Origin of the sequence: Streptomyces sp. NPDC087310 (assembly GCF_044744405.1) — a bacterium.
Lineage (GTDB): Bacteria > Actinomycetota > Actinomycetes > Streptomycetales > Streptomycetaceae > Streptomyces.
This window is the reverse complement of record NZ_JBIUYF010000002.1, coordinates 822,808-841,049: the sequence shown is the minus strand read 5'-3', so window position 1 is coordinate 841,049 and position 18,242 is coordinate 822,808. Positions and strand designations below refer to the sequence as shown.

The 18,242-nt window shown below is 71.8% G+C and carries 17 protein-coding genes; 5 read left to right on the top strand and 12 right to left on the bottom strand.

Going from position 1 to position 18,242, the window contains the following annotated elements:
* Positions 1 to 94: 94 nt before the first annotated feature.
* Positions 95 to 1,303 (top strand): PP2C family protein-serine/threonine phosphatase, encoded by a 1,209-nt coding sequence (locus ACIO3P_RS09390; protein ID WP_401848285.1) that lies wholly within the window; start codon positions 95 to 97, stop codon positions 1,301 to 1,303.
* Here ACIO3P_RS09390 and ACIO3P_RS09385 read toward each other — a convergent pair.
* The 8 genes from ACIO3P_RS09385 to iolC form a co-directional block, all read right to left on the bottom strand.
* On the bottom strand, positions 1,281 to 2,147 hold the full coding sequence (locus tag ACIO3P_RS09385) for a sugar phosphate isomerase/epimerase (RefSeq protein WP_329823691.1): 867 nt from the start codon (positions 2,145 to 2,147) through the stop codon (positions 1,281 to 1,283). The genes ACIO3P_RS09390 and ACIO3P_RS09385 overlap by 23 nt on opposite strands.
* Positions 2,144 to 3,166: a Gfo/Idh/MocA family oxidoreductase gene (locus ACIO3P_RS09380; protein ID WP_329823690.1), complete on the bottom strand. Its 1,023-nt coding sequence runs from the start codon at positions 3,164 to 3,166 to the stop codon at positions 2,144 to 2,146. The genes ACIO3P_RS09385 and ACIO3P_RS09380 overlap by 4 nt, the downstream gene beginning before the upstream one ends.
* A 58-nt stretch (positions 3,167 to 3,224) precedes the next feature.
* Positions 3,225 to 4,685, bottom strand: a complete 1,461-nt coding sequence (locus ACIO3P_RS09375; RefSeq protein WP_401848826.1) for a sugar porter family MFS transporter — start codon at positions 4,683 to 4,685, stop codon at positions 3,225 to 3,227.
* Between the two features lie 86 nt (positions 4,686 to 4,771).
* Positions 4,772 to 6,268, bottom strand: coding sequence for a CoA-acylating methylmalonate-semialdehyde dehydrogenase (locus ACIO3P_RS09370; protein WP_401785222.1), 1,497 nt, complete (start codon positions 6,266 to 6,268; stop codon positions 4,772 to 4,774).
* A gap of 43 nt (positions 6,269 to 6,311) precedes the next feature.
* Complete coding sequence (gene iolD, locus ACIO3P_RS09365; protein ID WP_401848287.1) at positions 6,312 to 8,195, bottom strand: 3D-(3,5/4)-trihydroxycyclohexane-1,2-dione acylhydrolase (decyclizing); 1,884 nt, start codon at positions 8,193 to 8,195, stop codon at positions 6,312 to 6,314.
* Positions 8,195 to 9,100 (bottom strand): 5-deoxy-glucuronate isomerase, encoded by a 906-nt coding sequence (gene iolB, locus ACIO3P_RS09360; RefSeq protein ID WP_401848827.1) that lies wholly within the window; start codon positions 9,098 to 9,100, stop codon positions 8,195 to 8,197. Before iolB ends, iolD begins: the two co-directional genes overlap by 1 nt.
* A gap of 44 nt (positions 9,101 to 9,144) precedes the next feature.
* The gene (locus ACIO3P_RS09355; RefSeq protein WP_329823687.1) at positions 9,145 to 10,014 is read right to left on the bottom strand and encodes an aldolase; all 870 of its coding nucleotides are present in this window, start codon (positions 10,012 to 10,014) and stop codon (positions 9,145 to 9,147) included.
* Positions 10,007 to 11,044: a 5-dehydro-2-deoxygluconokinase gene (iolC, locus tag ACIO3P_RS09350; RefSeq protein ID WP_329823686.1), complete on the bottom strand. Its 1,038-nt coding sequence runs from the start codon at positions 11,042 to 11,044 to the stop codon at positions 10,007 to 10,009. The genes ACIO3P_RS09355 and iolC overlap by 8 nt, the downstream gene beginning before the upstream one ends.
* Positions 11,045 to 11,251: 207 nt before the next feature.
* Between iolC and ACIO3P_RS09345 the strand changes: the two genes are divergently transcribed.
* Positions 11,252 to 12,238, top strand: coding sequence for a LacI family DNA-binding transcriptional regulator (locus ACIO3P_RS09345; RefSeq protein ID WP_329823769.1), 987 nt, complete (start codon positions 11,252 to 11,254; stop codon positions 12,236 to 12,238).
* A gap of 35 nt (positions 12,239 to 12,273) precedes the next feature.
* Here the strand turns inward: ACIO3P_RS09345 and ACIO3P_RS09340 are convergent, their stop codons facing one another.
* Positions 12,274 to 13,080 carry a ScbR family autoregulator-binding transcription factor gene (locus ACIO3P_RS09340; protein ID WP_401978131.1) on the bottom strand — a complete coding sequence of 269 codons (807 nt, stop codon included), beginning with the start codon at positions 13,078 to 13,080 and terminating at the stop codon, positions 12,274 to 12,276.
* 148 nt (positions 13,081 to 13,228) lie between these two features.
* Between ACIO3P_RS09340 and ACIO3P_RS09335 the strand changes: the two genes are divergently transcribed.
* The 3 genes from ACIO3P_RS09335 (at position 13,229) to ACIO3P_RS09325 (ending at position 15,552) form a co-directional block, all read left to right on the top strand.
* Positions 13,229 to 14,140 (top strand): ScbA/BarX family gamma-butyrolactone biosynthesis protein, encoded by a 912-nt coding sequence (locus ACIO3P_RS09335; protein ID WP_329823685.1) that lies wholly within the window; start codon positions 13,229 to 13,231, stop codon positions 14,138 to 14,140.
* 229 nt (positions 14,141 to 14,369) lie between these two features.
* Positions 14,370 to 15,089 (top strand): HAD family phosphatase, encoded by a 720-nt coding sequence (locus tag ACIO3P_RS09330; protein ID WP_329823684.1) that lies wholly within the window; start codon positions 14,370 to 14,372, stop codon positions 15,087 to 15,089.
* A 46-nt stretch (positions 15,090 to 15,135) separates the two neighbouring features.
* Entirely contained in the window at positions 15,136 to 15,552 is a 417-nt protein-coding gene (locus ACIO3P_RS09325; protein WP_329823683.1) for a hypothetical protein, read from the top strand.
* A 120-nt stretch (positions 15,553 to 15,672) separates the two neighbouring features.
* Here the strand turns inward: ACIO3P_RS09325 and ACIO3P_RS09320 are convergent, their stop codons facing one another.
* The 3 genes from ACIO3P_RS09320 to ACIO3P_RS09310 all read right to left on the bottom strand — a co-directional run bounded on the left by ACIO3P_RS09320 (position 15,673) and on the right by ACIO3P_RS09310 (position 18,189).
* A complete protein-coding gene (locus tag ACIO3P_RS09320; RefSeq protein ID WP_401848290.1) occupies positions 15,673 to 16,548 on the bottom strand; it encodes an endo alpha-1,4 polygalactosaminidase in 876 nt (291 codons plus the stop codon).
* A gap of 163 nt (positions 16,549 to 16,711) precedes the next feature.
* Positions 16,712 to 17,563 carry a ferritin-like domain-containing protein gene (locus ACIO3P_RS09315; RefSeq protein WP_401848292.1) on the bottom strand — a complete coding sequence of 284 codons (852 nt, stop codon included), beginning with the start codon at positions 17,561 to 17,563 and terminating at the stop codon, positions 16,712 to 16,714.
* Entirely contained in the window at positions 17,560 to 18,189 is a 630-nt protein-coding gene (locus ACIO3P_RS09310; RefSeq protein WP_401848295.1) for a ferritin-like domain-containing protein, read from the bottom strand. Before ACIO3P_RS09310 ends, ACIO3P_RS09315 begins: the two co-directional genes overlap by 4 nt.
* Between the last annotated feature and the right edge of the window lie 53 nt (positions 18,190 to 18,242).

Genomic DNA, 18,242 nt, shown 5'->3' with positions numbered 1-18,242 from the left:
GGAGAGGCCGGATGACGGCGTCGATTCGATAACGACGAGACGTTCATGGAGCTTTCACGATGCTTTGACAACAGAACCTTTGCATAGTCTAAACATGGGCGAGGCAGGAGCGGGCATGGTGCGGGAGGGCCGATCGGGAGGCCGGTCCGGCGCACCGTCCGGCGCGCGTACGGACATCGGGCGCACCACCGCGGGTGACGACCTCTCCACCCCCGTTGTCCTGGGCGTTCTGCCGTTCGCCGCGCTCGCCGTCGTCGCCCTGGTGGAACTGCTCGCCGGGCCCAGGATCGGTTTGCTGCCGCTCTTCTCGCTCGGCCCGGCCTTCGCCGGGCTCGTCGGCGGCTGGCGGCGTACCGCCTTCATCGGCGCCCTCGCCCTGGTGTGCTGTCTCACCCTCGGGCTGTACGACGGGCTGGTGCAGAGCCGCCGCGGTTACGCGGCGTTCGGCTCGGTCGCCGGGGCGACCGCGGCGAGCCTGGTCGCCGTCGGGATGCGCCGGCGCCGCGAGGCCGAACTCGCCAGCGTGCGCTCCATCGCGGAGGTGGCCCAGCGCGCGCTGCTCCGCCCCGTACCGCGCACGGCGGGGCCGCTGCGCGCCGCCGTCTCGTACACCTCGGCCGTGGCGGAGGCCCGGATCGGCGGGGACCTGTACGAGGTGGCCGTCGGGGAGGGGCGCGTGCGCGTGATCGTCGGCGACGTCCAGGGCAAGGGGCTCGAAGCGGTGGAGACCGTCGCGGTCGTCCTCGGGGCCTTCCGGGAGGCGGCGCACGACGAACCCGAACTGACGCGGGTCGGCGCCCGGGTGGAGCGCGCCATGAGCAGGGAGCTGGACGGCGAGAAGTTCGTCACCGCGCTGATCGCCGAGATCGGCGGGGACGGCGGCGCCGTCTTCCTCAACTACGGGCATCCGTCGCCCATGCTGGTCCGCGCCGACGGAGCGGTGGAGTTCCCCGAACCCGACCAGTACGCGCTGCCCCTCGGCCTGGAGGCACACGCCACCGAGGGCCCCCGGCCCTTCCGGGCCGAGTTCGCCCCCGGCGACCAACTCCTCCTCTACACCGACGGGGTGACGGAGGCGCGCGACGCGGCCGGGACCTTCTACCCGCTCGGCGAGCGCGCCCCGCTCCTCGCCCACCCCGACCCGGCCACCGCGCTGGAGGCGCTGCGCAGGGATCTCGTACGCCATGTGGCGGGGCCGCTGCACGACGACGCGGCCACCCTGCTGCTCCGGTACGCACCGGAGCGGCAGGGGACCCCGGCCAGGGTTCAGGACGCCGATCTCAGCGGGCCAGTTCCTTCGTGACGCGGTCCAGCATGAACGCGGACGACTCCTTCGCCCGCTCCTCCCACGCGAAGACGCAGACCGTCGCGACCCCGTCGAAGTTCATCTCGCGCAGGGTCGAGAAGAAGGTGTTCCAGTCCACCTCGCCCTGTCCGATGTCGAGGTGCTGGTGGATCCGGGCGGCCGTGCCCGGCGGGTTGAGGATGTAGCGCAGTCCGGACGAGCCCTTGTGGTTGAAGGTGTCCGCGATGTGCAGGTGCTGGAGCTTGTCGCCCGCGTACCGCAGCATCTTCGCGATGTCCGCGCCCGGGTCGCCGCCGGAGAGGTGGAAGGTGTGCGGGGCGCAGTACAGGTAGTTCACGTACGGCTTGTTGATCGCCCGGACGAGATCGACGGCCGGGTCGTTCTCCTCGCAGAAGTCGTCCGGGTGGGCCTCCAGGTTGAGCGCGATGCCCTCCCGCTCGAAGACCGGCAGCAGCTCCTCCATCGACCGCCAGAACGCGGCCTCGCTCTGCTCGGCGGCCTCGGGGCGGCCGTTGAACTCGGAGTTCATCAGCGTGCAGCCGAGCTGGGAGGTGATCTCGATCATCCGCTTCCAGTAGCGGACGGCGGTCTGCCGCTCGGTCTCGTCCGGGCTGGACCACTTGTAGAGCGGCAGCACGCTGGAGAGCTGTACGCCGGTCTCGTCCAGCGCGCTCCTCAGCTCGGCCACCCGCTCGTCGTCGGCGCGCGGGTGGAGGAAGAAGGGCATGAAGTCGTCGCGCGGCGACAGTTCGATGTACGAGTACCCCAGGTCGGCCACCGTGCGCACCATCTCCCGGATGGGCAGCGCGCGGAGCATGTAGGGGTCGAGTGCGATCTTCATCGTGCGTCTCCTCCGTAGAATGCGGGTCGCTTCTCCAGCGCGTCGACCCGTACGATCGCGCCGGACTCCAGCGCCTCGACGAGCGCGCCGGTGATGACGGTCGCGGCGTAGCCGTCCCACGCCGAGGGGCCGGTGGGCTCGTCGCCGGCCGCGACGGACGCGGCCCACTCGCGGAACTCGGTGTCGAAGGCGCTCTCGAAGCGGCCCTTCCAGTCCTGGAGGACCCCGGTGGAGTGCCGGCCCGCGCGCCGTACGGAGACCGCCGCCGGGTCGGGGAGGCGCACCAGCCCCTCCTCGCCGACGGTCTCGCACTGGATGTCGTATCCGTACTGGCAGTTGACGAAGACCTCCAGGTCGATCCTGACCCCTTCGGCGGTCTCGAAGAGCATGATCTGCGGGTCCTGGAGGTGTGCGTGCCGCTTGCTCGTCCTGCGCGGTGTCAGCACCTGTACGGAGCGGATCTCGTCGTCCAGCAGCCAGCGCAGGACGTCGATCTCGTGGACGGCGGTGTCCTGCGCGGCCATCGCGGAGGTGTAGGACTCGGGGACGCTCGCGTTGCGGTGGGCGCAGTGCACCATCAGCGGCTCGCCGATGGCACCCGACTCGATGACCTTCTTCATCTCGCGGTAGCCGGCGTCGTAACGGCGCATGAAGCCGACCTGGACGAGCCGGGAGCCGTGGGCCGTCTCCGCCTCGATGATCTTGAGGCAGTCCTCGGCCTCCGTGGCGAGGGGCTTCTCGCAGAAGACCGGCTTGCCCGCGGCGATGGCGCCGAGGACGTGCTCGGCGTGGGTCGGGCCCCACGAGGTGACGACGACGGCGTCCACGTCGGGCGCGTCGATGACCTCCCGCCCGGTGGCCAGGGCGCGGGCGCCGACGGACGCGGCGACCTCCTCGGCCCGCGCGGTGTCGATGTCGAACACCGCCGTGACCCGGGTGCCGGTGATCACCTGGGTGAGCCGGCGGATGTGGTCCTGGCCGATCATGCCGGTGCCGATCACACCGATGCGCACAGTCATGGGGGTTGTTGCCTTTCGGAGGAGAGGAGGTCGGCGAGGTTCAGGAGGTCGGCAGGGGTCAGGAGGTCGGCGCGGGCGCCGGGTGGTCGGCCGGCTTGCTGTAGCGGGTCCGCAGCTCGCTCTGGAGGGTTTCGAGCGACCGGCCGCGCGTCTCGGGGACATGGCGTTCGACGAAGACGATCGCGGCGACGCCGAGCACCGCGAAGACGAAGAACGTCGCGGAGATCCCGATGGCGTCGACCAGGACCGGGAAGGTCAGCCCGATCGCGAAGTTGACCATCCACAGCACCACCCCGCAGACCCCCATGCCGAAACCGCGCATCCGCATCGGGAAGATCTCCGCGAGCATCAGCCAGGTGACCGGCGAGATCGCGCCCTGCTGGAACGCGAGGAAGGTGACGGTCATGGCGAGGACACCGAACGCGCGCCCGCCGCCCTCCGGCAGCACGATCGAGAAGACGCCGATCATCAACAGGGCGCAGGTGGTGCCTATCTGGCCGACCATCAGCATCGGACGGCGGTCCACCCGGCCCAGCAGCCAGATCCCGAAGAAGACGGCGAGCACCGAGATCACCCCGTTGGCGATGTTCGCGGTGAGCGCGCTGTCGGCGGCGAAGCCGGCGTCGGTGAGGATCTGGGTGCCGTAGTACATGATCGTGTTGACACCGGTGATCTGCTGGCAGATCGCGATGCCGATCCCGACCCAGACCAGCCGCCGGATCCACGGCGTCTGCCGCAGATCCGCCCAGCCGCCCGCCTTGGCCCGCTCGTCGGCCACCGCGAGCCCGGTGACCTCCTTCAGCTCGGCCCGCGCCCGCTGCTCCGACCTGACCTGCCTCAGTACGTCGAGCGCCTCGGAGTACCGGGTCTGCGAGGCCAGCCAGCGCGGGCTCTCCGGCATCACCAGCATGCCGAACCACAGCACCACGGCCGGCAGGGTCGCGATCACCAGCATCCAGCGCCAGATCCCGGCGCTCTCGCCGCCGAACCCGGCGATGACCGCGTTGAACGTGAAGGCGGCGAGCTGGCCGACCACGATCATCAGCTCGTTACGGCTGACCAGCCCCCCGCGCTTCTCGGCGGGCGAGATCTCCGCGAGGTAGACGGGCACGGTCACCGAGGCCCCGCCGACGGCGAGACCCAGGACGAACCGGGCCACCACCATGAACTCCGTGTTCGGGGCGAGCGTGCACCCCAGCGCCCCGAAGAAGAAGACCAGCGCGAGGAGCATGATGTTCCCGCGCCGCCCGCGCCGGTCGGAGAGCCGGCCCCCGAAGAGCGCGCCGAGCGCCGCCCCGAACAGCAGTGAGCTGGTGACCAGTCCCTCGGTGAACGGGGTGAGCCCGAGGTCGTCCTTCATGTACGGCAGAGCGCCGTTGATCACACCGGTGTCGTAGCCGAAGAGCAGTCCGCCGAAGGTGGCGACCAGGGTGATCACCCGGAGCCGGCGCCTGACCGCCGGGGGCGGATCGTCGGCCGGTGCGGTCGGCGAGGCGGGTGAGGCGGGGGGTCCTGGCATGGAGGAGGCTGACGTCTTTGTCATGGGAGGTGGCTCTTTCCAGCGGCGAAAAAGAGGGGAAGGCGGCCCCGATCAGGCGGTTCCGGTCACTCCGAGGTGGGGAAGTTGAAGCCCGCGGTGGTCGCCACCGCGCGCTGCGGCCAGCGGGTGGTGACGACCTTGGCGCGGGTGTAGAAGCGCACGCCCTCGGGGCCGTGGACGGGACTGTCGCCGATGAGCGAGTCCTTCCAGCCGCCGAAGGAGTAGTACGACATCGGCACCGGGACCGGCACGTTCACCCCGATCATGCCGACCTTGACCTTGCGCTGGAAGTGGCGCGCGGTCCCGCCGTCCGAGGTGAAGACGGCCGTGCCGTTGCCGTACGGGTTGGCGTTGATCAGCGCGATCGCCTCGTCGACGGTGTCGACGCGTACCACCGCGAGCACCGGTCCGAAGATCTCCTCGCGGTACGCGTCCATCTCGGTGGTCACCCGGTCCAGCAGCGACGGGCCGACGAAGAAGCCGTCCTCGTGCCCCGCCACCTTCAGCCCGCGCCCGTCGACCACGACGGTGGCGCCCTGCGCGGCGCCCCCGGCGACCGCGCCGATGACGCGCTCCTGCGCGGCGGCCGTGACCAGCGGGCCCATCTCGCTCGCCGGGTCGTCGCCGGGGCCGACCGTGATCTCGCGGGTCCTGCGCTCCAGGACCGCCACCAGCGGATCGGCGGCGGCGCCCACGGCCACGGCGACGGAGATCGCCATGCAGCGCTCACCGGCCGAGCCGTACGCGGCGGCGATCAGGTGCTTGGCGGCGAAGTCGAGGTCAGCGTCGGGCATCACGACACCGTGGTTCTTGGCGCCGCCGAGCGCCTGGACGCGCTTGCCGTGGGCGGTGCCGCGCTCGTGCACGTACCGGGCGATGGGCGTCGAGCCGACGAACGAGACGGCCGCGACGTCCGGGTGGTCGAGGATCGCGTCGACGGCGGTCTTGTCACCGTGGACGACGTTGAAGACGCCGTCGGGCAGCCCGGCCTCCGCGTACAGCCGCGCGACGAAGTTCGCCGCCGACGGGTCGCGCTCGCTGGGCTTGAGGACGAAGGTGTTGCCGGTGGCTATGGCGACCGGGTGCATCCACAGCGGCACCATCGCGGGGAAGTTGAACGGGGTGATGCCCGCGCACACGCCCAGCGGCTGACGGAAGTTGTGCACGTCCACATCGGTGGACACCTGGTCGGAGAAGGACCCCTTGAGGATGTCGCCGAGCCCGCAGACGTACTCGACGACCTCCCGGCCGCGGACGATCTCGCCGCGCGCGTCGTCGACGACCTTGCCGTGCTCGGCGGAGATGATCCGCGCGAGTTCGTCCTCATGCCGCACCAGCAGCTCGCGGAAGGCGAACATCACCTGGATCCGCCGGCTGAGCGAGGTCTCGCTCCAGCTCTCGAAGGCGCGGGCGGCGGCGGCCACCGCGGCGTCCACGTCGCCCGCCTCGGCGAGCCGCACCCGCGTGGTGGACGCGCCGGTGGCGGGGTTGAAGACGGGGGCGGTACGGGAGGAGGCGCCGGGGGTGGGCGCTCCGTCGATCCAGTGGTCGATCGTGGTCATGTCAGGTTCCTCGGAGGTAGGGGTGCCGGCGCCGCGAGCGGCGTCAGAGGTAGTGGCGCTGGGAGCGCTTGGCGTCGCGGTACGTCCCGTACGCCTGCCGGGTCGAGTCCAGCTCGGAGACCTCGCTGACCGGGACGTCCCACCAGGCGCTGCCCGGCGGGTTCGGCCCGTACAGATCCGTCTCGACATGGACGACCGTCGTCCGCTCCGAGGCCCGGGCCTTGGCCATCGCCCGGCCGAACTCCTCGACCGTGGTGGCGGGGAGGACGTCCGCGCCGAGCGAGGCGGCGTTGGCGGCCAGATCGACGGGGAGGACATCGCCGTCGAGCTGCCCGCTCTCGCCGTCCCGGTAGCGGTAGCGCGTACCGAAGCGCTGCGAGCCCAGCGACTCCGACAGCGCGCCGATCGAGGCGAAGCCGTGGTTCTGGACGACCACGATGATGACCTTGATCCGCTCGGAGACCATGGTGACGATCTCCTGGGCCATCATCAGATACGAGCCGTCACCGACCAGGACGACGACCTCGCGGCTCGGATCGGCCATCTTCGCGCCGAGCCCGGCGGCCACCTCGTACCCCATGCAGGAGTACGCGTACTCGACGTGGTACGCCTTCGGATCGCGTGAGCGCCACAGCATCTGGAGGTCGCCGGGCAGCGATCCCGCCGCGTTGATCACGACGTCCCGGTCGTCGAGCGACCGGCGCAGCGCGCCCAGGATCTCGGTCTGTGCGGGCAGCGGCCCGTGGCCGACGGAGAAGCACTCCTCCGCCGTACGCCGCCACTCGGCCGCCAGCTCCAAAACCCGCTGCCGGTAGGCGTCGTCGGTCTTCCAGCCGTCCAGCTCCCGCTCCAGCGCCTGGAGTCCGAGCCGGGCGTCGGCGACCAGCGGTTCGGCGGAGTGCTTCACCGCGTCGAGCCGGGCCACGTTGAGGTTGACGAACTGCACGTCCGGGTTGCCGAACACGGTGTGGCTCGCGGTGGTGAAGTCGCTGTAGCGGGTGCCGACCCCGATGACGACATCCGCCTCGGCGGCCAGCGCGTTGGCCGCCGCCGTGCCGGTCGAGCCGATGCCGCCGACCGCGCTCGGATGGTCCCAGGGCAGCGCGCCCTTGCCGGCGTGGGTGTCCGCGACCGGGATGCCGGTGGCCTCGGCGAAGTGGCGCAGCGCGGCCTCGGCGCCGGAGTACACGACCCCGCCGCCCGCGACCAGCAGCGGCCTGCGCGCGGTGCGCAGCAGTTCGGCGGCGCGCCCCAGCGCGGCGGGCTCCGGCACGGGGCGCCCGATGTGCCAGACGCGGCGGCGGAAGAACGTGAGGGGCCAGTCGTACGCCTCGGCCTGCACGTCCTGCGGCAGACAGAGCGTCACCGCGCCGGTCTCCACCGGGTCGGTGAGCACCCGCATCGCGGCGAGCGCGGCGGGCACGAGCTGTTCGGGCCGGCTGATCCGGTCGAAGTACTTCGACACCGGACGGAAGGCGTCGTTCACGGTGACGTCGCCGCCCCGGGTGTCCTCCAACTGCTGGAGCACCGGGTCGGCGGCGCGGGTGGCGAACATGTCGCTGGGCAGCAGCAGCACCGGCAGCCGGTTGGTGGTGGCCAGCGCGGCGCCCGTGATCATGTTGGTGGAGCCGGGCCCGGTGGACGCGGTGCAGGCGTACGCGGAGAGCCGGTCGCGCATCTTCGCGAAGGCCACGGCGGCGTGCACCATGCCCTGCTCGTTGCGGGCCAGATGGTACGGGAGGTCGGCCTCGCCGGTACGGTCCGCCTGGAGCAGCGCCTGCCCGATGCCCGCCACGTTGCCGTGCCCGAAGATGCCCCAGACGCCCGGGATCAGCCGCTGTTCCCGGCCGTCGCGCTCGCTGTACTGGTTCGCCAGGAACCGTACGAGGGCCTGCGCGGTGGTGAGCCGTACGGTCCGCGTCGACATCACAGCTCCTTCGGGGTGCCGGCGCCGAACGGCAGCCGGGGGTCGGTGGCCTGGTCCTCCCAGGTGGCGCGGACCCAGCCGTGCGCCGGGTCGTCGCAGATCAGCCAGGCGCGGTCCTGCCCGGGGCCCGCCATGACGTTCAGGTAGTAGAGGTCGTAGCCGGGGGCGGCGATCGAGGGGCCGTGCCAGCCGTGCGGGATCAGCACCGTGTCCCCGTCGCGCACCTCGGCGAGGACGTCGAGGGGCCGCTCCGCCGTCCCGTACACCCGCTGGTAGGCGAGTCCGGGGCCGGCGGGTCCCGGCGCGATCTCGAAGTAGTAGATCTCTTCGAGCTCGCTCTCGACGGGGTTCCCCTGCGCGTCGTGCCGTACCTCGTCGTGCTTGTGGGGCGGGTACGAGGACCAGTTGCCGCCGGGCGTGAGCACCTCGCAGACGAGGAGCTGCTCCGCCTCGAACGTGCCGGGCAGACAGTAGTTGTTGACCTGGCGCGAGCAGTTCCCGGCGCCGCGCAGCTCGGCGGGTACGTCCTTCGCGGGGCCGTACCGTACGGTCAGCCGCCGCTCGCAGCGCGCCGACGGGAGGGCGAACCGGCCGCCGCGCTCGCTGCGGACCACGGCGTCGGTGTCGCGGGGCAGGTACGCGAAGTCGGTGACCGCGTCGAAGACGCCGTCCCGGCCCGCGAGGAGCAGCGTCGTGCCGTCGGCGGCGACCGTGCAGGACCCGGCGAGCGGCAGCACCAGGTACTCGCTGTCGCCGGTGGCGAGGGAGACCTCCTCGCCCGCGGCGAGTTCCACGACGCGCAGCCCGGAGTGGCCCCAGCGCGCCGACTCGGGGGTGACGACGGTGGTGAACGGTCCCTCGGCGGTGGAACCGGCGGGCAGATGCAGGGTGTGGTCACTCACCACGGACTCCTCGTCGTCCTTGTCGATGGCGCTGTCCCTGTTGTCGCTCACAGCAGGCTCACCGCGCGGTCCACGGCGCCGGCGACATCGCCGTCCGCGGGGTAGAGCAGCGAACGGCCGACGATCAGACCCTGCACGGTCGGCAGGGCAAGGGCCTTCTGCCAGGCGGTGAACGCCGCCTCCGCGTCCTTGACCTCGCCGCCGAGCAGCAGCACGGGCAGCGTGGAGGAGGCGAGGACCCGCTCCATCTCCTCGACGACCGGCAGCTTGAGCCAGGTGTAGGCGCTGCGCCGGCCGAGCCCGGACGCGATGGTGATCGACTTGATCACCGCGTCGGGGGAGAGGTCGTTACGGATCTTCCCGTCCACCCAGCGGGAGAGGAACGGCTCGACCATGGCGATCAGTTCGCGCTCGTTCAGCTCGTCCACGGCCCGCGCGGTCTGCTCCAGCACGGAGGGCGTGGCCGGGTCGTCCAGGCAGATACGGGTGAGCGTCTTGCCGCCGTCGAACCGCATGGCGGCGATGGTCTCGGCGTCGTACCCGGTGAACCGGTCGTCTATCTCGAAGGCCGAACCGGCCAGCCCCGCGCGGTTCATGGAGCCGAAGACGCTCTTGCCGTCGAGCACCCCGAGCAGCAGCAGGTCTTCGAGGATGTCGGCGGTGGCGAGGACCCCGGTCACCCCGGGGCGCTCCAGCGCGGTGCACATCCGGTCCAGGAGCCGGCTGCGGTCGGCCATCGCGGTCGGGTCGGAACCGACCGTGTTGGCGCCGCGCGCGGGATGGTCGGCGGCGATGATCATCGCCCGGCCGTTGTCGCCGAGCGGCGAAGTGGCCCGGACCCGCCGGGCGGCGGCCTCGGCGATGGCGCCGGGGTTGTTGACCCGCGTCTCGACGATCCGCCGGATCCGGTCAGACACCCTGGACTCCCTGGACACCCTTGCTCTCCTCTTCGATCGTGCTCTCGGTGCTCTCCGCGAGCTTCGCCGTGACCGCCGCCGCGTCGGGCATGGCGTCCGAACAGGCGAGCTCACCCGCGACGATCGCGCCCGCGGCGTTGGCGAAGCGCATCATCCGGGTCAGGTCCCAGCCGGCCAGCAGGCCGTGGCAGAGCGCGCCGCCGAACGCGTCGCCCGCGCCGAGGCCGTTGACGACGTCCACGGGGACGGGCGGCACCTCGACCGCGGTGCCGGAGCGGTCCATGGCCAGCACCCCCTTGGGGCCCTGCTTGACGACGGCGATCCCGACGCCGAGTTCCAGCAGCGCGCGGGCGGCGGCGTACGGCTCGGTCTCACCGGTGGCGACCTCGCACTCCTCCCGGTTGCCGACGGCGACGGTGGCGTGGGCCAGGGCCTCGCGGTAGTACGTACGGGCCTCCGCCATCACCTCGCCCGGCGGGACGTCGCGGCCACCCGCGTACGCGCCCTCCCAGAACATCGGCCGCCAGTCGAGGTCGAAGACGGTGATGCCCGCCCGGTCGCGGTGCCGGAGCGCAGCGAGCGTGGCGGACCGGCTCGGCTCGGCGCTCAGCCCGGTGCCGGACATCCAGAAGATCCGGGCCGACGCGACGGAGTCGAGGTCCAGCTCGTCGGGGCGGATGTCCAGGTCGGGGGCGAGGGGCAGCCGGTAGAAATAGAGGGGGAAGTCGTCCGGCGGGAAGATCTCGCAGAACGTCACCGGGGTCGGCGCGACGCCGGAGACCCCGACATGCGTGGGGTCGACGCCGTACTCGGTCAGCGCGCGCCGTACGTACTGCCCGAAGGGGTCGTCGCCGGTCTTGGTGATCACCGCCGCGTTCCGGCCGTAACGCGCCGCGGCGACGGCGACGTTGGTGGGGCTGCCGCCCAGGTACTTGCCGAACGAGGTGACATCCGCCAGCCCGACGCCGGTCTGCAGCGGATAGATGTCGACTCCGACCCGTCCCATGGTCAGGACGTCCAGGACTGCCATGTGTGGGGACCTCCAGCACCTGGCACGCTCTACTAGCGCGCTCTAGTTGCGAGTACGATGCTCGATGTCCATATGTCCTGTCAATAGTTTGTTACATGCGGTTTTCCGTGAAGGGACGGGGAGGTGAGCGAGGAGATGGGCGGCCACATGGACCCGGCGGACCCGGTGGGCTCGGTCGGGAAGGCGCGCGGGACGCGGCGCCCCACGATGGCCGATGTCGCGCGGCGGGTCGGGGTGTCCCGTGCCCTGGTGTCCCTGGTCTTCCGGGAGCAGCCGGGCGCCAGTGACGAGACCCGGCGGCGGGTGCTGGCCGCCGCCGACGAACTCGGCTACCGGCCCGACAGCGCGGCCCGGCTGCTGGCGCGTGGCCGCAGCCGCACCATCGGCGTCGTCCTGGCGGTCCGGCAGACCTTCCAGGCCGACCTGGTCGAGTCCATCTACCCGGAGGCCGAACGCCTCGGCTACGACGTCCTGTTGTCGGCCGGCGCCCCCGGCCGCGACGAACGCAAGGCCGTCGAGGCCCTGTTGAGCCACCGCTGCGAAGCCCTCGTCCTGCTCGGCCCGCTCGCCGGCACCGCCCGCCTGGACGAACTGGGGCGCCGCAGCGCCGTGGCGGTCGTCGGGCGCGCGGCCAGGGGCGCCCGGGTGGACAGTGTGCGCACGGCGGAGGCCAAGGGGGTCAACCAGGTCGTCGGCCACCTCGTGGGCCTGGGCCACCGCCGGATCGCCCATGTCGACGGCGGCCGGGGCCCGGGGGCCGCCGAGCGCCGTCAGGCGTATCGCACGGCCATGCGCCGGCACGGGCTGGCGGACGCGATCCATGTGGTCCCCGGCGCGCACAACGAGGAGGCGGGCAGCGCGGCCGGACGGCTGCTGCTCGCCGGGGACCATCTGCCCACCGCGGTCTTCGCGGGCAACGACCGCTGCGCGATGGGGCTGATGGACACGCTGGACCGGGCCGGGGTCGCGGTGCCGGGCGAGGTCTCCGTGGTGGGCTACGACGACAGCCATCTCTCGCACCTCTCCCACATCGACCTCACCACGGTCCGCCAGGACGCCGTCCGCATGGCCGAACACGCCGTGCGCTTCGTGGTGGAGCGCCTGGACGACGCGGCCCTCGCGCCCCGGGAGGCGGTCCTCGACCCGAAGCTGGTGGTACGGGGGACGAGCGCGGCGCCGTCGGCCCCGCGCTGACCGCGGCGCTCGCCCGCCCCGTACCGGAACGGCGGTCAGACGGGGCCCAGGGCCCCGCGCCGGCCGTCCCCCTTCGGCGCCTTGCCCCTGCCCGTGGTCTTGCCCGCCGGTGTGCTCTTCGTCGCGGCCGTGCCCTTCGCCGTCGCCGTGGCCTTTCTCTTCCGCGGGGCCTTTCCCTCGGCCTTCGCCCCGCTCTCCTCGGCGGACTCGGCCTGCCGCATCCGCTCGCCCTGTGCGCGCGCCCGGGCGATCAGGGCCGGCGCGTCGCACTCCGGCTGGAGCGCGGTCAGGAGCAGCAGCCACAGATCGTGCAGCCCCTCCTCGATCTGACGGCGCCCCTCCAGCGCGTCGGAGACGGTGTGCAGTCCGAAGAACGCGCAGACCAGTCCGTGCGCGGCCATGTCCGGGGCGATCCCCTCGGCGAGCGCCCCCTCCTCGCGCGCCTCTTCGAGCAGTCGGGTGACCGTCTCCAGCCACCCCACGAAGGGGCGCGGCAGCGTGACGTCGATGGCGGAGCGCTCCGCCCAGAGCCGGGATCCGGCGCGGATCACGACATCGTCTCGGAAAGCCCTGGCCACATCGAAACTCAGTGCGACCAGTCGCTCCAGCGCCGGAAAGTCGGCCGTCCGGTAGCGTCCGATCAGCGCGGGCCAGGCGGCGAAATGCTCCTGGACGATGGCCAGCGCGAGATTCTCCTTACTGGAGTAATGAAAATAAATAGCTCCGCTCGTACGACCTGATTGTGTGCTGATATCGCTGATACTGGTTCCGACATATCCGCGTTCGTCGAACAGACGTGCCGCTGCCTCCAGCAGAAACCTCCGTGTCGTTTTCGCCCGCACCTGCTCCGCCCGTACCTGCACATCTACCCCGAATTTCCGTTCCGTCACCTGACACTGAGCAATCTAGCGCCTTTACCGGCGGCCTCAGGGGTGCTGCCGCAGGACAGGAGCGGGTGCGCAGGCATGAGAATTACGATGTTCTGGTCGCATGAACACATCGGTTGATATCGACGGGCACGACCGACCGCTGTCCTGGTCGCGCACCGTCGCCCGCGAACTGGTGCACCGCGCCTCCGTCGCCGAGGTACTGCTCACCGACGTACGGCGGGCGAAAGGCGGCGGATTCGAGGCCGCGGCCTCCTGGCCGCGCTCCCATCCGACCTTCCCGCGCGGCGGCGGCGACCTGCACAGCCCGCTGATGATCGTCGAGACGCTGCGCCAGCTCGGTATCTACATTCCGCTGCGGTACCTCGCGATCCCGCAATCGGCGAGCCTGGTCATCACCGATCTGTTCTTCGAGATCGACCCCGCCGCCGAACCGCGGCTGGTCTCCGGCGCCACCGGTGTCACCTGCCGGGTGGCCGTGAGCGGCCTGCACCACGACGCCGACGGCGCGGTCGACGGGGTCCGGCTGGACGTCGACTACCTGGCCGGCGGGGTGTGCTTCGCGCGCGCCGGGGGCGGCGCCCGGTTCTTCCGTCCCGAGCAGTACGACGCCGTACGGGCGGGCCGTGCGACGGCCACCGCGCCCGCCGCCCCCGCCGACCGGATCCGCCCCGAACCGGGCGGGGTCGGGGTGAGCGGTGCGCACGACGTCGTGATCGGGACCGACGGGGCCACCCTCCTGGTGGAACCCGCGGACATGAGGCACCCGTACTTCTTCGACCACGCGACCGACCATCTGCCCGGCATGATCGTTCTGGAGGCGGCGCGTCAGGCGGCGGCCTTCGTGAGTCGCGGCAGACTGCTGCGCCCTACCGCCGGTCGGCTGAAAACGGCGCGCTTCATCGAATACGCGCCGCCCGCCCGCGTGCTCTGTGTTCCGCACCATGCGACCTGCGTTTTCCGCTTTTTCCAGGACGGTCAGCAGAAGGCTTTCGGGGTGCTGCGTTACCAATAAGCAGATAGCGATACTAAATGCGATCGCTTGACTGCTCAATGTTTCCCTCTCTAGCGTAGCGATCGTTATGTTCTTCGGTGGTCGTTGGATCCGGCCTCCATTCCGAGGTCGCGCCCGCCTGGAACCACACCCGCCTCGTCGCGGGTGACCCTCGCGCCCGAGATGTATTCACATCGATGCGGTGGCCAGCGCTACCGCTGTCAGGGCTCTCCTGAACGGAAACAATCGGATGACAGCTCAACGCATCCTTTCCTGGACACCCGCCGCCATCGTCTTCGACTGTGACGGCACTCTCATGGACACCGAATGCCACTGGCAGGACGCGCGCCTCCGCGCCCTGCGCGAGTTCGGATTCACCCCGGCGCCGGGCTTCGCCGAGCGCGCCAAAGGGCTGCACTACACGGAGTGCGGCGTTCTCATGGCCGAGGAGGCGGGCCGTCCCGAGCTGAGCGAGGACCTGACGGAACGGTTGCTCGCACACTTCGGCGCCCTGGTCGCCGACCGGCCCCTGACCATGCCGGGCGCGCGCCAACTCGTCGAACAGACGGCCAGTTTCGCCCCGCTGGCCGTCGCCAGCAACTGCCCGAGAGAGGTGGTGGAGTCCTCGCTCGCCACCGCGGGACTGCTCGACCGCTTCGCGCACGTCGTCGTCCCCGACGACGACCGGGGCATCAGACCGAAGCCGCACCCGGACGTCTATCTCACCGCGGCCGGGCTCTGCGGCGCGAACCCCTCCGACACCCTCGCGGTCGAGGACTCCCACTGCGGGATCGAGGCCGCGGAACGGGCCGGGATGCGCATCCTGGGCGTCGGCCCGTGGCCCGACGAGCGCACCATGGCCCTGGTCGACCTGTGGGTGCGCTCACTGGACGAGCCGGAGGTGTGCGGCTGGGCGGGCGACCGCGTGCCCGCCCAGATCCCGTGGAATCGGCCTACCATGAAGCCCTGAGGACATATCTCTCCTAATATCCGCCGCACAGGGAGATGGCCATCGGATGGACGAGGAACGTGCCGGCCGTCTCGTGTCGTCGCTGCGCGCCCGGGGCGTACCGGCCCATCTCGCGCACCTGGGCGTGTACCAGTGCGGCGTACGGGTCGTCCTCTTCGACGGCGGTGAGGCCGTCTGGGACATCGACGGAGAGCTGGGACTGCGGGCCGAGGTCGTCGAGGACGGGGTGCTCGTCGGCTTCGTCCCGCATGTCCGGGACTCCGAGGACTTCGACGAGGAGCGGCTCGTGGAGGTGATCGCGACCACCCGGTACGACAAGGAGGGCCTGCGCCTTCCGGCCGACACGGGCACCGGCACCGCCGACGGGCCCGGCGGCTCCCGGCCCCCCGGAGCGGGCCCGGCTCCCCCCGGGCGCCGCCCCCGCCGTACCCCCCGATGGCCCCGGTGGCTGCGCCGCCGGTGACCCCGGTTCCGTCGCGCTCCACCCGTACGGGTGTACGGGGGGAGTGGTTCGTACGCGGACGCGCGGCCGCACCCGGGGACGGGGCGGAGGACCGGACCTCACGGCACGGCAACGGCCCTGTCAGCAGCGCGCGTTGACGTGCCCCGGCTCGCCCGCCGGTACGACGTCGAGGTCCCGCAGCACGATCGACAGCCGCTCGCCCCACTGCTCGCACGCGGTGGTGAAGTCCGCCCGCCGGTACTCGACCACCAGCACCTTGTCGTCGTACGCGTCCGCGTACTCCCCGCACTCTTCGTAGCGCCCGCACTCCTCGGCGACCGCGAAGTCGAAGCCGATCTCGTCCCGCGCCCCGCTCATCTCCACCGCGTTCTTCTGGCCGATCGCCAGCCCCGCCCGGTGGGCGCGCGCCGCCAGCAGGTCGGCGAAGGCGACCGCCTGCTCGCGGTCGAGCAGGGAGTCCGACCGCAGATACGAGTCCAGGTTGTCCGCCTCGACGGCGTCGAAGCCGTCCCGCGCGCAGCCGTCGATCCACCCGCCGACGATGCCCGCCAGCCGTTCGCGGCGGTCGGCGGTGGAGACGTCCAGCAGCGGCTCGTCCCAGTCCTCGTCGATGACGGTGTCGCCGTCCGTGTCCCGCAGCAGCAGGTCCGGATGGTTCTCCTCCCACCAGTCCACGGCGTCCGGCTGCGCCTGATAGGCGTTGACGTAACAGATGTTGTACGCCCCGGGCGCGGGCTGCGCCGTACGGTCCCTGATCACCGTACGCACCCCGGCGGGCGGCTCGTACGCCCCGCCGAGCTGGTAGTCGAAGGGTTCGTTCGCCTTCGGCTGCTTCGGCTGCTTCACCTGCGGGGCCGAACTCGCGCTCTTGGCCGGGGAGTTGTCCGACGAGCCGCCGGGGGAGTCCTCGGTGGTTCCGCAGCCGGTGAGCGCGAGCGCCAGGGACAGGGCGAGCAGAGGAGCCGCCGCCGCGCGGGCGGCCGGTGCGAATGGCAAGGTGGTGCCTCGATCTCGGTGCGGAGCTGTGCGGTGTGCGATGTGGCGCCGGGTGGTGCGGTGTGACGGCGCCATTCTCCCACCGCCTCCGCCCGGACACGGCTCCGCCCCTGGTCGGAGGGGGTCGCACGGCCGCCCGGCGCGCACCGTGCGACCGGCCCGTTCACCCCGTCAGCAGGCTCGGCCTCGCCGCCCCGGCGACCGGCAGGAAGGCGTCCGGCACCGGGTACTGCCCCAGCATGAAGCGCAGGACGGCCGCGTGCATCGCCTCCACGGGCGCGATCGTCGCCGCCGTCCCGGTCACCGCCTCGTTCCGCACGCTGTAGGTCGAGAGCAGATACGTCCGCGCCGCCTGATCCTCCAACTGAAGCGCCAGCGCCGCGACGTCGCCCACACTCCGGGCCTTGCGCAGCGCGGTGGCGACCTCCTCGCGGTCGGAGAGCGGCACCCCCATGACCGCGGGCCTGTCCGCACCCGCCAGCACCGCGTTCCACGCCTTCGCGTGGTCGGTGTGCTGGGCCATCGCCGTGGTGACGAAGGCCGACACCGCGGGCGGTACGGAGCCGAGCCGGCCCGCCCCGGCCGCCGCCAGCGCCGTCCGGTACGTCTCGACCGCCTGGTTCTCCAGCGCGGCGGCCAGCGCCACGGTCCGCAGATCACCGGGGTACGTGGCCGTGTCCGCGACGGGCGCCGCCGCGGAGCCGGAGGGCGGCGCGCCGTTCCGCCCGCCCGAGCAGGCCGCCAGAGCGAACGCCGCCCCGGTGCCCCCGGCGCCCCGCAGGAACCGGCGGCGCCCGGCGTCCGCGGGCCCCTCCCGCTCCGTACGGCCGGCCCGGAAACGTTCCGCCAGCTCCGCGGCCGACGCCCGCATCGCGGGCAGGGTCTCCCGGTGTGCCTCGACCGTCTCCCGGGTGAGACGGTCGAGCTGGTCCTCGCCGATGGGCAGCTCCCAGCCGCCGCGCGCCGTACACGAACCCGTACCTGAACCCGAACCCGTACCCGAACCCGTGTTCATCGGACCGCTCCTTCCGAGACGGGCGATGCGTCGGCCGTCGGCTGGAACGCGTCGGGGAAGCCGACGGAGCCGACCGCCGCGGGCACCTTCGCGACCTCGGTGGGGATCGCGATCAGCCGCTCCTCCCCGGCGGAGAGCAGCGCCCGTACCGCCAGCAGCGTCGCGCGGTGCTGTGCCTCGACCGGGGCGACGGAGCCGAAGAGCCGGCGCAGCGATGCGCTGGTGACCTGGCCGACGTTCTTCGTGTACGTCTGCGCGGCCACGTCCTCCAGGGAGATGGCCAGCCCGACCACGTCCCCCGGGGTCCTGAGGGTCGGCAGCGACTTCCCGACCACGGCCGCGTACTTCGGGTCGGTGCCGGTCTGCGGCTTGCCGCCGGCCCGGACCGCCGCGTCGTTGAACGCCTTGGCGTGCTCCTCGTGGTGGCGGGCGGTCCTGGCGATGAACGTGGCGACGGTCGTGTTGCCGTTCCTGATGAACGGCAGCCGGGCGGCGCTCCGGTAGACGCTCACCGCCAGGTTCTCCAGCGACGCCGCCGTCTGCAGCGCCATGATGTCCTCCTCGGAGACGACCGGCGCCATCGCCCCGCCCGTGACGCGCCGTGCGCCGATGCGTTCCGTGCCCATCACGCCCCCTCTCGTCGGGGCCCGCACGGCCGCGGGCACCCCCACGACACCTT